Here is a 13,526-nt window from a genome sequence, read left to right as displayed (position 1 = left end):
CAGCAATGAACATCTTCGCCGATTTCAACGCGCGAATCATAAAGGCCGTCGAAGCGCTTGATTTGAAAGACAAGGATGGCGCGTCGCCGGACCTGTCGCGCATCGCTGTCGAGCCGCCGCGCGATGCCAGCCATGGCGACCTCGCGACCAACGCTGCCATGGTGTTGGCCAAGCCGACCGGCCAGAATCCGCGCGCGCTGGCAGAAAGGCTGGCTGAGGCGCTGCGCGCCGACGAGGATATCGCGGCCGCCGAGATCGCCGGCCCGGGCTTCGTCAATCTCAGGCTCAAGGACGGCTTCTGGCAGGCGCATCTGACGGCGCTGCTCGGCGAAGGCCGCAATTACGGCCGCTCGACGATCGGCGGCGGCAAGAAAACCAATGTCGAATATGTCTCGGCCAACCCGACCGGGCCGATGCATGTCGGCCATTGCCGGGGTGCCGTGGTCGGCGACGCGCTCGCCAATCTGATGGCCTTCGCCGGTTACGACGTGACCAAGGAATATGTCATCAACGATGCCGGTTCGCAGATCGACGTGCTCGGACGCTCGGTCATGCTGCGCTACCGCGAGGCGCTTGGCGATGAGATCGGCGACATTCCGGCCGGGCTTTATCCAGGCGACTATCTGATCCCCGTTGGTCAAGCGCTGGCCAGCGAATTCGGCCGCTCCCTGCTGCAGATGCCGGACGAGGAGGCGCTTGCCATCGTCAAGGACAGGACAATCGATGCGATGATGACGATGATCCGCGAGGATCTGGCGCTGCTCAACGTGCATCACGACGTCTTCTTCTCCGAGCGGACGCTGCATGCCAACAATGCGAAGAAGATCCGCTCGGCGATCAACGACCTGACGCTGAAGGGGCACATCTACAAGGGCAAGCTGCCGCCGCCCAAAGGCGAGAAGCCGGACGACTGGGAGGACCGCGAGCAGACGCTGTTCCGCTCGACCGCAGTCGGAGACGACATGGATCGGGCGCTGGTCAAGTCGGACGGCACCTTCACCTATTTCGCCGCCGATGTCGCCTACCTCAAGGACAAGGTCGATCGCGGCTTCGTCGATCTGATCTATGTGCTTGGCGCCGATCATGGCGGCTATGTGAAACGGCTGGAAGCGCTTGCCCGGGCGATTGCCGGCGACGAGGTCAAGCTTACCGTGCTGCTTTGCCAGCTGGTGAGGCTGTTTCGCGCCGGCGAGCCGGTGCGCATGTCGAAGCGGTCGGGCGAGTTCGTGACGTTGCGCGAAGTGGTCGAGGAGGTCGGCCGCGACCCGATCCGCTTCATGATGCTCTATCGCAAGAACGACGCGCCGCTCGACTTCGACTTCGCCAAGGTGACCGAGCAGTCGAAGGATAATCCCGTATTCTACGTGCAGTACGCCTCGGCGCGCTGCCATTCGGTGTTCCGGCAGGCGAGCGAGCAATTGGGCGAGGGCATGTTCGACCGAAACCAGCTGGCCGCCGAAGTGGCTTTGCTGACCGACGAGGGTGAGATCGGCCTGATCAGGAAGCTCGCCGAATATCCTCGGCTGATCGAAGCCGCGGCCCTCGCGCTCGAGCCCCACCGGCTGGCATTTTACCTCTACGAACTCGCTTCCAGCTTCCACGGACACTGGAACCGGGGCACCGACAATCCCGACTTACGTTTTGTTAAGGTTAACGACCGACAATTGACGTATGCCAGACTAGGGCTGGTGCAGGCTGTTTCGGACGTTTTGACGTCCGGCCTGACGCTGATCGGAGCCAATGCGCCCACCGAAATGCGTTAGGTTTGAGTAAAAAACCTGTCACCTTTTGCCCACATTGCGCTGGTAAGGGCCAACCCTACGCGACGTCCATGGCGTCCGAATGAGTGCGAGTTCGGGAACAATAATGGCAGACAGAACCCAGCTGAGAGCAGCCGACCACAACGACATCGCCAACGATGATCCGTTCGCGGAACTGACCAGGATCATGGGGTTCGACCCGCGCCAGCCGGTCAAACCGCAAACGCCGGCCCAGCCGAAAACCGCTGCCGCCGAACCGTCGGTGGACGAGGGCGATTTCGAGATCGATCTCGAGAAGGAGTTGATGGGCGAATTCGGCGCCGACGCCAACGACAATGCTTTCCCTGTCGAGCTTCGCGAGCCGGCACCCGAACCGGCTACCACGGATGAGATGGAGGACGCGCTTGCCGCTTCGTTCGAACAGGATTTCGCGTTCGACGACAGTGCGGTGGATGATGGTGCTGCTGTTGCGGCCGCTCCTGTTGCCGCCGACGAAATTGCCGCCGGCCCCGAAAGGGCGTTCGCTCCCGCTGTCGAGCCGGAGTTCGACGAAGAGTTCGATAATGCCGTCGCCGGCTCGCTCGAAGACGTGTCGCCATTCGAGGACGACCTTTCGAGTGACGATGAACTTGCCGCCTCGCTCGACCAGGATTTTCGGCTCGACGACGGCGTGACCGGCGAGGACGAACCTAGGGCCGCAGCCGAGGCGATCGAGCCGGTCGACCAGCCCGCCTTCGACCCCGCCTTGGACCATGAGTTCGACGACGCCGTGGCAAGCTCGCTCGAAGACGAACTGATGCTCGAAGAGCATGAGCCGATGGAGCAGGCGGTCACCGTTGAAACGGCGGCGCAAGCGGCCGCGCCTGCATTCGATGACGAGTTCGACGACGCGGTTGCAAGCTCGCTTGAAGACGAGCGGATGTTTGACGAGCAGGAGCCGGCCGATAACGCCGCCCCGGCATCGCCGGTGGAGGCGGCCGATGAGAATGCCGGCCATGCCGATGATGCCATGGCCGATGTCGACATGGACTTCGACGTTCGCCCGAACGAGCCTGCCGAAATCGAAGAACCAGAGTTTATCGAAGAGCTGTCGATCGAAGAGCCAGAGGCCGCCCGGCTTTCCGGCACGGCCGCTGAAGCGGCGCTCGACGACGATTTCGATCTGAGCTTCGACGATGCGCCTGCCGAGCACGCCGAACAGCCCGTAGCGCAGGTCGTTGCAGCCGAACCAGCGGCCCAGGCCGCCGCCGTCGTCCCAACGGCCCCAGTGGCCGAGGAACGCAGCCTGGAGGACGAACTGAACGCGCTGTTGGGTGCGATGAGCACACGGCCGGCACAAGCGGTCAACGAACCTCAGACAAGCCAGCAGCCTGCCCAGCAGACTGCCCAGAAGCCCGTGATGGCTGTTCAGCAGCCCATCGCGCCGGTAATTCAGAAGCCAGCAGTGGCTGCTGAACAGCCAATGGCGGCGGTCAAAGACGTCGCCAACGACCCGGTGCATGCTGTCGACGAGCTGGATTGGGAACTCGACGAGCACGAGCCCGCTGAGCCGCAGCAGTCCAGTGCCGCCGATGACGCCGATCTTGGCAGTGTCCTCCTCGATGAGCTTGAAGGCGAGGATTTCGGTGTTGAAGCCGCTGCCGGACCTGCGGGTGACTTAGACAACGATGCGCTCGACGCCGACTTCGCCAGGAACATCGGCCTGGATCATGACTCGGCCGACAAGAGTGCGGCAGCTGTCGCCGAAGAAGACCCGCTCGATGCGCTGAACTGGCTGACGACACGCGCCACGCCGCCCGAGCCGGCCCGCTCGTGGAGCCGCGTGACGCCGGTCGCACAGCCTCAACCCGCCTTTGCAAGCCAGCCGGTGGCTTCGGCGCGTCCGGCACCACCACCGCAACCGGCTGCAACGCCATCCTATCGGGCCGCACCGGTCGAAGAGAGGCCGTCCTATGAAGGCCAGGCATCCCGTGAAGATAGGTCATCCTATGAAGATCGGCCCACCTACATGGAAGCTGCGCCAACCTCGCATCAACAGCCTTCCGCCTATGACGAGATGCCCGATGTCGAGACGGTCGACGTGCCCGAGCGCGTCGTGGCGCTGGCGGACGATCTCGACATTCCGGAGCTCAACTTCGACGATGACGAGCCGGTGGCGCCCGCCTACGACGATCTCGATGCCGATTTTGCCAGCCTTCTCACCGAAATGAATGCCACGGATATAGCGCCGGCCCCGGTGCGCAGTGCTGGCTATGACGATGAATACGATGCCGGCTTCGCGTCTGGCTACAAGCAAGATCGCGGCGAGACGCGCGCCTATGGCACCAAGCCTGCGGAAGCCCCTGTCAGCCCGGCAACCGCTTCCTATGCGGATGCAGCGGACGGTTTCGATCTGGGCTCATTACCCGGCGGCCAGCCGGTTTCGCAAGCCGACGATTTCACCTTCGATGAACTCGACTACGATCCCGAACTGGACGAGGAGATGTCGGTTCCCGGCCTCGCCGAACGCGAGGCCGAAAGGCAGCCGCGCAGGCGCGGGCTGCTGATAGGTGCGGTGGTCGGCGCCGTTGCGATCGCCGGAGGCCTTGGCGCCTTTGCGTTGACCCTCGGCGGCAAGAGCGGCGGCGATGCGCCGGTCATCGTCAAAGCCGACAACAGGCCGATCAAGATCAAGCCGGAAAATCCAGGCGGCACTGTCGTGCCGAACCAGGACAACAAGGTTTATGACGCTGTGGCCAAGGGCGCCAAGCCCGCCGAGCCGGTTCAGCAGAAGCTGGTCACCAATACCGAAGAGCCTGTGGACCTGAAGGCCAACGAACCGGAGAGCCGCGTCGTCGATCTTTCGCCCAATGACCCCGATGCCGCAGACGATATCGACGCACCCGGCACCGAGGCGTCCGATAGCAATGCGTCTGGCACCAACGCGCCTGACACCAGCGCGCCTGACACCAATGCGCTTGGCGCCAGTGCGGCTGGCGCTACCGACACCGCCGCCGCACCAGCGCCCAAGTCCGAGGATCGCATCGCGCAGGTTCTGCAGGAGGTCGACAAGGGTGCCGAGACCGTCGCCGTTGCGCCGCGCAAGGTACGGACCATGGTCGTGAAACCTGACGGCTCGCTGGTGGCGCGCGAGGATCCGGCGCCAGCCGCCCCGCAGATGGCCGCTGCCGAGCCGGCCGATCCGGCGCCGCAGCACGTGGCTCCGGCCGCCCAGGCCGACGCCGCCGCGCAGACCGGCACCGTGCCCCTGATCGACCAAATGACAAGCGACCCGAAGATTGGCGACCCGAAGATTGGCGACCAGCCGAGTGGCGATCAGGCGAGCGGCGATCAGGCCGAAACCTCCAAGCTGCAGCCGGCGCCCAAGCCCGACACAAAGGCTGAAGCCAAGGCCCAGGCGTCAGCCAGCAAGCAGTCGGCCACCACCCCGGCCACGGTTCCGGTGGCGCCGCAGCGCCCGTCCGACCAGCCGGTCGACGTGGTCGGCGAGGTCAAGCCCGATCAGGTTGCTTCCATCGATCCGGCCGCTGCCGGCGCTGGTTCGTGGTCGATACAGATCGCTTCGCAGCCGACAGTCGAAAGCGCCCAGGCGACTTACCAGGATCTGCAGCGCCGCTACGGCAGCGTGCTTTCCGGCCGCACCGCCAACATCGTCAAGGCCGAGATTGCCGGCAAGGGCACCTTCTACCGCGTCCGCGTTCCGGCGCAGTCTCGCAACGAGGCGATCAAACTGTGCACCAGCTACAAGGCCGCCGGCGGCAATTGCTTCGTGTCCCACTAGCGGCACCAAAGCCCCTCGAAAAGCCGGCGCCCGCGCCGGCTTTTTTGCGTGAACGGAAACCTTTGGAGGCAATTGCGGGCGATTCCCTTTGTCGTCGCGAAGCTCTAAACTGTTCCGCATGACCGAATCAAAATCCATGATCCTCGGCTGCGCCGGGAAATCACTGAGCCGCGACGAGATCCGATTCTACCGCAACGAATGCCCGTGGGGCTTCATCCTGTTTGCGCGCAATATCGGCGAGACCGAGCAGATCCGCGATCTGGTCGCCGCCATGCGCGACTGCGTCGGGCGTGCGGACGCGCCGGTATTCATCGACCAGGAGGGCGGCCGCGTGCAGCGCCTGCGGCCGCCGCTGGCGCCAAACTATCCGGCTGCCGGTGCACTCGGCGCCTTGTGGCGCGACGACCATGACGCCGGCACCCGTGCCGCATGGCTAATGGCGCGGCTGCATGCCTTCGACCTGCTGCGCTACGGCATCACGGCGGATTGCCTGCCGGTGCTCGATGTGCCGATCGAGGGCGCCAGCGACGTCATCGGCGCGCGCGCCTATGGCAAGGAGCCGCGCGCCGTCATCGAATTGGGTCGCGCCGCGGCGGAAGGCCTGATGGCAGGCGGCGTGCTGCCGGTGATGAAGCATATTCCCGGTCATGGAAGGGCCTTCGCCGATACGCATTTCGAACTGCCCACCGTCGATGCCTCGATCGGCGACCTGCAGCGGCATGATTTTGCGCCATTCAGGGAGCTCAACCATTTACCGATGGCGATGACGGCGCATGTCGTCTATAGCGCGATCGACCCGAAGAACCCGGCCACCACATCCGGCAAGGTCATCGAAAAGATCATCCGCGGCGAAATCGGCTTCGACGGTCTGTTGATGAGCGACGACACTTCGATGAAGGCACTTTCTGGGGATTTCCCGTCAAAGGCGGCCGCTATCCTTGCGGCGGGCTGCGATCTGGTCCTTCACTGCAACGGCGTGTTCGAGGAGATGGCCGGCATTGCATCGCGAACGACCGGCCTTGAAGGCAAGTCGTTTGAGCGCGCGGAGCGGGCGCTGACCTATATCAGGAACCGTGACGTTGCGGACGAGACCGAGATTCGGGCCGAATTTGCCAGTTATTTCGACGCGGTAGCCTAGCATCAAAGGAAGCTAAGTGGCGGAAGCATTGGACCTGAAGGCCGGCAAGGCCGCACCGATGGACCGCTTGTGGGCCGAGAACGACGATTCCCGGCTGACCGGCGATCCGGCGTTGGTCGTCGATGTGGCCGGTTTCGAAGGTCCGCTCGATCTTCTGCTGCATCTTGCCCGCAATCAGAAGGTCGACCTGTCGCGCATCTCGATCCTGGCGCTGGCCGAACAGTATCTGGCATTCGTCGAGAAGGTGAGGGCGCTCAGGCTGGAGCTTGCCGCCGACTATCTGGTGATGGCAGCGTGGCTGGCGTTTCTCAAGTCGAAGCTCCTGATCCCCAAGCAGCCCGGCGACGAAGGCGAAAGCGGCGAGGAACTGGCGGCGGTGCTGCAGTTCCGGCTGAAGCGGCTGGAGGCGATGCGCGACGCGGCGGCACGGCTGGTCAACCGCAACCGGCTCGGACGCGACGTGTTTGCACGCGGCATGCCGGAGATGGTGATCGTCGAGAGGCGCAATGCCTATTCGGCCTCGCTCTATGACCTGTTGACCGCCTATGCCCAGCAGCGCCAGAAGCAGGCGATCACCAATGTGACGATTGCCAGGCGCGGCGTGTGGTCGCTCAAGGATGCGCGCGACGTGCTGACCAGGCTGATCGGGTCGCTGCGCGACTGGACGGCGCTCGACAGTTTCCTGGTCGAATATCTGGCCGGCCCGGAAGACCGGCGCACCGCGGTTGCCAGCTCGTTTGCCGCGACACTGGAACTGGTGCGCGAAGGCAAGATGGAAATGCGGCAGGACCAGGTGTTCGCGCCGCTTTATCTGCGCGGCCGCGCCCAGGCCATCAAGATAGTCGAGGTGACATCATGAGCGAACGCGCCAACGCTTCGATCATTCCGTTCAAGGTCGAGGACGACGCCGAGCAAGGCGCGGTCGCCGAGAATCCGGCACAAAATCAGGGGCAAAATTTGTCGCGGAATCCTGGCGAGCGGCTGCATATAGCGGAGGCCGTACGGATGGCCGAGGCGATCGTATTCGCCAGCGCCGAGCCGGTCAGCGAAAAACAGCTCACTTCGCGACTGCCCGACGGCATCAACATTGCCGCGGCAATGGCCGAACTGCAGCAGATCTATGCGCGGCGCGGCGTCAATCTGGTGCGCGTCGGCGATGCGTGGGCGTTTCGCACCGCCGGCGACCTCGCCTTCCTGATGAGCCGTGACACGGTGCAGCAGCGCAAACTGTCCCGCGCTGCCCTCGAAGTGCTGGCGATCATCGCCTACCACCAGCCGGTAACGCGCGCCGAGATCGAGGACATCCGCGGCGTCGAGACGTCAAAGGGGACGCTCGACACGCTGATGGAGACCGAATGGGTGAGGATGCGCGGCCGGCGCCGCACGCCCGGCCGTCCCGTCACCTATGGCACGACCGATATTTTCCTCGACCATTTCGCACTGGAGGAGATACGCGATCTCCCCGGCATGGAGGAATTGAAGGGTGCGGGGCTGCTGTCCGGCCGTATGCCGTCGAATTTCTCGGTGCCGCTGCCGCCGGCCGACCCCGATGCGCTCACCGACGACGAGGATCCGCTGACCGATATCGACCTCGAGGAACTCGGCCTTTTGACGCCGCGCGTCACGGAAGATTGAGCCAAGCGCCATCTTAAAGCCACAGGCAGGATGGAACTGCGCCGATTGGTAGCGGGCCGCTGTGCCGAAAGTGCGTGACTTCGGCCACTCATTCATGAACTCTGTCGCAGTTCTGTTTGAATCCGAACCCGAAAGCGCATAGATCAGCGTCTGGGAAACCGTTCGAGAGAGATTTGCTATGGGTTCATTTTCGATTTGGCACTGGATGATCGTTCTGGTGATCGTGCTGCTGGTCTTCGGCCGCGGCAAGATCCCCGAGCTGATGGGCGACATGGCCAAGGGCATCAAGAGCTTCAAGAAGGGCATGGCGGACGACGACGCTGCCGACGACAAGCGTACCGTCGAACACCGTGCCGACGAAACCGTTTCGGTACCGAAGGAAAAGGCCAGCAAAGGCTGAGCCCAAACTTTAGTCGGAACGTATAGCCATGTTCGAAGTCGGCTGGACCGAGATGCTGGTGATCGCGATCGTCATGATCGTGGTCGTCGGGCCCAAGGATTTGCCCAACATGCTGCGCACCTTCGGTCGCACGACGGCGAAGCTGCGCGCCATGGCGTCCGATTTCCAGCGGCAGTTCAACGACGCGTTGAAGGAAGCCGAACTCGACGACGTCAAGAAGTCGGTCGATTCGCTGAGAAGTCTCAATCCGGCAGCCGAGATCAGGAAGCAGCTCAATCCATTCGAACAGGCCGCCGCCGACGTCCGTTCCGGCGTCGACGCCGTGATGAAACCCAAGCCGGCCGTCGATGCCGCCGCTTCGACGGAGCAGGCAGCCGAGCCGCTGAACAACGGCGCAACGACGATGCCGGGCGTCAGCCCGCCGGAGCCGACGCCGGCCACGCCGATCTTTCCGGCGATGACGGACGAGTCCGTCGTGGCGCCGGCCGTGCAGGCGCAAACGGCTGCGGCGGCAGTGCCGCAAAAAGCATCTACGGCAAGGAAGAAGCCGGCGCCCGCGAAAGCCGCGGCCGCCGCGCCGGCCAAGCCGGCAAAGACCGCTGCGCCAAAGGCCGCCGCAAAAGCTGAGCCGAAACCGCAGTCGCCAGCAGCGAAGAAGCCGGCGTCAGCAGCGAAGAAGCCGGCCGCCAGGAAAACGGCGGGAGCCGCCAAGTGAGCGTTTCGGACAAGGAAAAGGACGAGATCGAAAAATCGTCGGCTCCGCTGATGGAGCACCTGATCGAGCTGCGCCGGCGCCTGATCTGGTCGATCGGCGGTTTTTTTGTTGCCTTCCTGGTCTGCTTCTTTTTCGCCAAGCGGCTGTTCAACCTTCTGGTCATTCCGTTCAAATGGGCCACGCAATGGGCTGGGCTCGACCCGCACAAGGTCGAGCTGATCTATACGGCGCCACAGGAATTCTTCTTTACCCAGGTCAAGCTCGCCATGTTCGGCGGCATGGTCATAGCCTTTCCGCTGATCGCCACGCAGATCTACAAATTCATCGCGCCCGGCCTCTACAAGAACGAACGCAATGCCTTCCTGCCGTTCCTGATCGCCTCGCCGATCCTGTTCCTGATGGGCGCGTCGCTGGTCTATTTCTTCTTCACGCCGATGGTGATGTGGTTCTTCCTCGCAATGCAGCAGACCGGCACCAATGACCAGGTGCAGATTTCGCTGCTGCCGAAAGTGTCCGAATATCTCAGTCTGATCATGACGCTGATCTTCTCCTTCGGCCTGGTGTTCCAGTTGCCGGTAGTGACAAGCCTGATGACGCGGGTCGGCATGCTGTCGTCCACGGCCCTTGCCGAGAAGCGCAAATGGGCCATCGTCATCGCCTTCGTCGTGGCGGCGGTGCTGACGCCGCCCGACCCGATGAGCCAGATCGGCCTCGCCATTCCGACGATCCTGCTCTACGAGGTCTCGATCTGGTCGGCCCGGCTGATCGAACGCAGCAAGGAGCGCGACCGTGTGGCTCGCGAAAAACAGGACGCCACGGAAGAGGTGGCCGACAAGCCGGCGGACGCGTCTTCGACGTAGGTTCGGTTGAAGCGGACAGCATCTTTCTTCCGGCCGCTGCAACTTTGTTCTTGCTTTGTGCCGGCAGCTATGCTACTAATTTGGCTATGGTGCCAATTGGCTCCAAAAACCCGCCCACTCAGGGCGGGTTTTTTTGTTTCTTCCTTTTGAAGTTCCGGTGTTGCCGCCTGAGGTCGGCGGGACAGCGCCCCCCTCTGTCCTGCCGGACATCTCCCCCACTTGGGGGGAGATTGGCAACTTCGCCGATGGCTTGCTTTTTCAGCGCCGGAGATTGGCGAAAGCCGCAGTGACGGCCGATCTCCCCACCCGTGGGGGAGATGTCCGGCAGGACAGAGGGGGGCGCGAAGGAACTCTGCCTTGACGCCTTGCATCGATGCGGTTTACCCCCTCTGGCCTACTCAAGGACGAACAGACCATGCTTGACATCAAATGGATTCGCGACAACCCGAAGGCCCTTGTCGAAGCGCTCCAGAAGCGCTCGTGGTCGGCTGAGGATGCGCGGTCCACGGTCGACGACTTGATCGCGGCGGATGAGGCGCGGCGCGAGCATCTGACCGAGCTGCAGGCCAGACAAGAACGCCGCAACGCCGCCTCGAAGGAGATCGGCAATGCCATGCGCTCGGGCGACGCCGCTCTTGCCGAAAGGCTGAAGGCCGAGGTCGGCGAGATCAAGGCCTTCATCCAGAATGGCGAGGCGCGCGAGCGCGAGCTCGACAAGGCGCTGAACGATGTGTTGGCTGTGCTGCCAAACGTGCCGTTCGACGACGTGCCGGTCGGCAAGGACGAGCACGACAACGTCGTCAAGCGCGTCGTCGGCGAGGTGCCGACGCGGCCGAACTGGGTGAAGGAGCATTTCGAGATCGGCGAAGCGCTCGGCATGATGGATTTCGAGCGGGCAGCACGGCTTTCCGGCTCGCGCTTCACCGTACTCAAAAGCGGCCTGGCGCGGATGGAACGCGCGCTCGGCCAGTTCATGCTGGATCTGCACACCACCGAGCACGGCTATGTAGAGATCCAGCCGCCGTTGATGGTGCGCGACGAGGTGCTTTTCGGAACCGGGCAACTGCCGAAATTCGAGGAGGATTTATTCTTCGTTCGGCACGGGGACGGCAGGCTTGGCCTGATCCCAACCGCCGAAGTGCCGCTCACCAATCTCGTTCGCGACGAGATCACGCCGCACGAAAAACTGCCGCTGCGCTATACGGCGCTGACGCCGTGCTTCCGCTCCGAGGCGGGCTCGGCCGGGCGCGACACGCGCGGCATGCTGCGCCAGCACCAGTTCTACAAGGTCGAACTGGTGTCGATCACCGACCAGGAGACTTCGGTTGCCGAGCATGAGCGCATGACCGAATGCGCCGAGGAGGTGCTGAAGCGGCTCGGCCTGCCGTTCCGCACCGTGACGCTGTGCACCGGCGACATGGGCTTTGGTGCGCGCAAGACCTACGACATCGAGGTCTGGCTGCCCGGCCAGAATGCCTATCGCGAGATATCGTCGTGCTCGGTATGCGGCGATTTCCAGGCGCGGCGCATGGACGCCCGCTACAAGGACAAGGACGGCAAGGGCAACCGCTTCGTCCACACGCTGAACGGTTCGGGCACCGCCGTCGGCCGCGCTCTCATTGCCGTCATCGAAAATTACCAGAACGAGGACGGCAGCGTAACCATTCCTGAAGCGCTTCGGCCTTACATGGGCGGTCTGGAAAAGATCGAATCGACATAATGCGCATCCTTCTGACCAACGACGACGGCATCCATGCCGAGGGCCTTGCATCACTCGAACGCATCGCGCACACGCTGTCGGACGACGTCTGGGTGGTGGCACCGGAACAGGATCAGTCCGGCTATGCGCATTCGCTGTCGATCTCGGAGCCGCTGCGGCTCAGGAAAATCGGCGAAAAGCACTTTGCGGTGCGCGGCACGCCGACCGACTGCGTCATCATGGGCGTGAAGAAGATCCTGCCCGAAGCGCCTGACCTGATCCTGTCCGGCGTCAATTCCGGGGCCAACATCGCCGACGACGTCACCTATTCGGGCACGGTCGCCGGCGCCATGGAAGGCGCGCTGCTCGGCGTGCGCTCGATCGCCATCAGCCAGGCCTATTCCTATGTCGGCGAGGACCGCGTCGTTCCCTACGAGACCGCCGAAGCGCTGGCGCCGGCGCTGCTCGAAAAGCTCGTCGCCATGCCGTTGCCGGACGGCGTGCTGCTCAACGTCAATTTTCCGAATTGTACGCCGGAAGAGATCGCCGGAACTGTGGTTACTTCGCAGGGCAAGCTGGTCCACAGCCTGTGGGTCGACGAGCGGCGCGACGGGCGCGGCTTGCCTTACTACTGGCTGCGCTTCGGCCGCGAGCCGGTCGAGGGCAAGCAAGGCACCGACCTCCATGCCTTGCGCAATCGGCTGGTGTCGGTGACGCCGCTGCAGCTCGATCTCACCGCGCATGAAATCCGCGATCAACTGGCCAAGGCGCTCGCATGAACTCAAACCACGCTGCAACGGTCGACGAGCGCGAAGGTTTCGCTGCCTTCCTGCTTCGCCTGCGCGGCAGGGGCACGGTGCCGAAGGCGCTGATCGCCGCCTTTGAGGCGACGCCGCGGCGCGGCTTTCTGTCTCCGCATTTTCACTCCATAGCCTGGTCGGACCGTATGCTGCCGATCGAATGCGGCGAGGCCATCGAAGGCGCCGACCTGCAGGCGGCGGTGATCGCGGCACTTGCGATCGAGCCGGGCAACCGCGTGCTCGAGATCGGCACCGGGTCGGGCTACACGGCGGCGGTGATGTCGCGGCTTGCCGCGCGGATCGTCACCATCGACCGTTACAAGACGCTGGCCGAACAGGCCCGGCAGCGCCTTGAGGCACTCGCCATCGGCAATGTCATCGTGCGTCAGGCGGACGGTTCCAACGGACTGGCCAACGAAGCGCCGTTCGACCGCATCGTTGCCTGGGCGGCCTTCGACAGCCTGCCGCGCTTTCTCCTCGATCAATTGTCGAGCGGCGGCATCGTCATCGCGCCGATCGGACCCGACGAGGGCGAGCAGGTGCTGGCCAAGCTTACCAAGGTCGGCAGCCGCTTCGAACGCGAGGATATCGGCCTGGTGCGCCTGCAGCCGATCCTGCACGGTGTCGCCGCAGTGATCTAGGCTGTGTCGATATTCAGGTGAGGTCGGCCTGCAAATGGCGGTTTCCTCCGCTTCCGGTGCTCATGTACCCAAAAGTACGCTCCGCTCCGGTTCTCGG

11 protein-coding genes are annotated in these 13,526 nt (G+C 63.6%); all 11 read left to right on the top strand.

Features of this window, described 5'->3' with window-relative positions; all coding sequences use genetic code 11:
* The first annotated feature begins 5 nt into the window (after positions 1–5).
* Positions 6–1,763: an arginine--tRNA ligase gene (gene argS / locus NKJ12_RS19995; RefSeq protein ID WP_352704541.1), complete on the top strand. Its 1,758-nt coding sequence runs from the start codon at positions 6–8 to the stop codon at positions 1,761–1,763.
* A gap of 103 nt (positions 1,764–1,866) precedes the next feature.
* Positions 1,867–5,541 (top strand): SPOR domain-containing protein, encoded by a 3,675-nt coding sequence (locus tag NKJ12_RS19990; protein WP_352704539.1) that lies wholly within the window; start codon positions 1,867–1,869, stop codon positions 5,539–5,541.
* 118 nt (positions 5,542–5,659) lie between these two features.
* Positions 5,660–6,679 carry a beta-N-acetylhexosaminidase gene (gene nagZ, locus NKJ12_RS19985; protein WP_352505845.1) on the top strand — a complete coding sequence of 340 codons (1,020 nt, stop codon included), beginning with the start codon at positions 5,660–5,662 and terminating at the stop codon, positions 6,677–6,679.
* A gap of 58 nt (positions 6,680–6,737) precedes the next feature.
* Entirely contained in the window at positions 6,738–7,538 is an 801-nt protein-coding gene (locus tag NKJ12_RS19980; protein ID WP_352689972.1) for a segregation and condensation protein A, read from the top strand.
* Positions 7,535–8,314, top strand: coding sequence for an SMC-Scp complex subunit ScpB (scpB, locus tag NKJ12_RS19975; protein ID WP_352689947.1), 780 nt, complete (start codon positions 7,535–7,537; stop codon positions 8,312–8,314). The genes NKJ12_RS19980 and scpB overlap by 4 nt, the downstream gene beginning before the upstream one ends.
* 178 nt (positions 8,315–8,492) lie before the next feature.
* Positions 8,493–8,714: a twin-arginine translocase TatA/TatE family subunit gene (locus NKJ12_RS19970; RefSeq protein WP_352505846.1), complete on the top strand. Its 222-nt coding sequence runs from the start codon at positions 8,493–8,495 to the stop codon at positions 8,712–8,714.
* A 28-nt stretch (positions 8,715–8,742) separates the two neighbouring features.
* Complete coding sequence (gene tatB, locus NKJ12_RS19965) at positions 8,743–9,429, top strand: Sec-independent protein translocase protein TatB (protein ID WP_352505848.1); 687 nt, start codon at positions 8,743–8,745, stop codon at positions 9,427–9,429.
* Positions 9,426–10,289, top strand: a complete 864-nt coding sequence (gene tatC / locus NKJ12_RS19960) for a twin-arginine translocase subunit TatC (RefSeq protein WP_254818322.1) — start codon at positions 9,426–9,428, stop codon at positions 10,287–10,289. Before tatB ends, tatC begins: the two co-directional genes overlap by 4 nt.
* Before the next feature lie 415 nt (positions 10,290–10,704).
* Positions 10,705–12,009 carry a serine--tRNA ligase gene (gene serS, locus NKJ12_RS19955; protein WP_352505849.1) on the top strand — a complete coding sequence of 435 codons (1,305 nt, stop codon included), beginning with the start codon at positions 10,705–10,707 and terminating at the stop codon, positions 12,007–12,009.
* Complete coding sequence (gene surE / locus NKJ12_RS19950) at positions 12,009–12,767, top strand: 5'/3'-nucleotidase SurE (protein WP_352505850.1); 759 nt, start codon at positions 12,009–12,011, stop codon at positions 12,765–12,767. The genes serS and surE overlap by 1 nt, the downstream gene beginning before the upstream one ends.
* Complete coding sequence (locus NKJ12_RS19945; RefSeq protein WP_352479785.1) at positions 12,764–13,429, top strand: protein-L-isoaspartate(D-aspartate) O-methyltransferase; 666 nt, start codon at positions 12,764–12,766, stop codon at positions 13,427–13,429. The genes surE and NKJ12_RS19945 overlap by 4 nt, the downstream gene beginning before the upstream one ends.
* The last annotated feature ends 97 nt before the right edge of the window (positions 13,430–13,526 follow it).

It is taken from the genome of Mesorhizobium sp. M0195, from assembly GCF_040322115.1.
In the GTDB taxonomy this organism is placed as follows: domain Bacteria; phylum Pseudomonadota; class Alphaproteobacteria; order Rhizobiales; family Rhizobiaceae; genus Mesorhizobium.
The sequence above is the reverse complement of the archived record's forward strand: the minus strand, read 5'-3'. Positions and strand labels throughout refer to the sequence as shown.

Bases quoted from the DNA above. Each gene is read 5' to 3' on its own strand.
- surE (WP_352505850.1), top strand. From the start codon at position 12,009: ATGCGCATCCTTCTGACCAACGACGACGGCATCCATGCCGAGGGCCTT.
- nagZ (WP_352505845.1), top strand. From the start codon at position 5,660: ATGACCGAATCAAAATCCATGATCCTCGGCTGCGCCGGGAAATCACTG.
- NKJ12_RS19990 (WP_352704539.1), top strand. From the start codon at position 1,867: ATGGCAGACAGAACCCAGCTGAGAGCAGCCGACCACAACGACATCGCC.
- serS (WP_352505849.1), top strand. From the start codon at position 10,705: ATGCTTGACATCAAATGGATTCGCGACAACCCGAAGGCCCTTGTCGAA.
- NKJ12_RS19945 (WP_352479785.1), top strand. From the start codon at position 12,764: ATGAACTCAAACCACGCTGCAACGGTCGACGAGCGCGAAGGTTTCGCT.
- NKJ12_RS19980 (WP_352689972.1), top strand. From the start codon at position 6,738: ATGGACCGCTTGTGGGCCGAGAACGACGATTCCCGGCTGACCGGCGAT.
- NKJ12_RS19970 (WP_352505846.1), top strand. From the start codon at position 8,493: ATGGGTTCATTTTCGATTTGGCACTGGATGATCGTTCTGGTGATCGTG.
- argS (WP_352704541.1), top strand. From the start codon at position 6: ATGAACATCTTCGCCGATTTCAACGCGCGAATCATAAAGGCCGTCGAA.
- tatB (WP_352505848.1), top strand. From the start codon at position 8,743: ATGTTCGAAGTCGGCTGGACCGAGATGCTGGTGATCGCGATCGTCATG.
- scpB (WP_352689947.1), top strand. From the start codon at position 7,535: ATGAGCGAACGCGCCAACGCTTCGATCATTCCGTTCAAGGTCGAGGAC.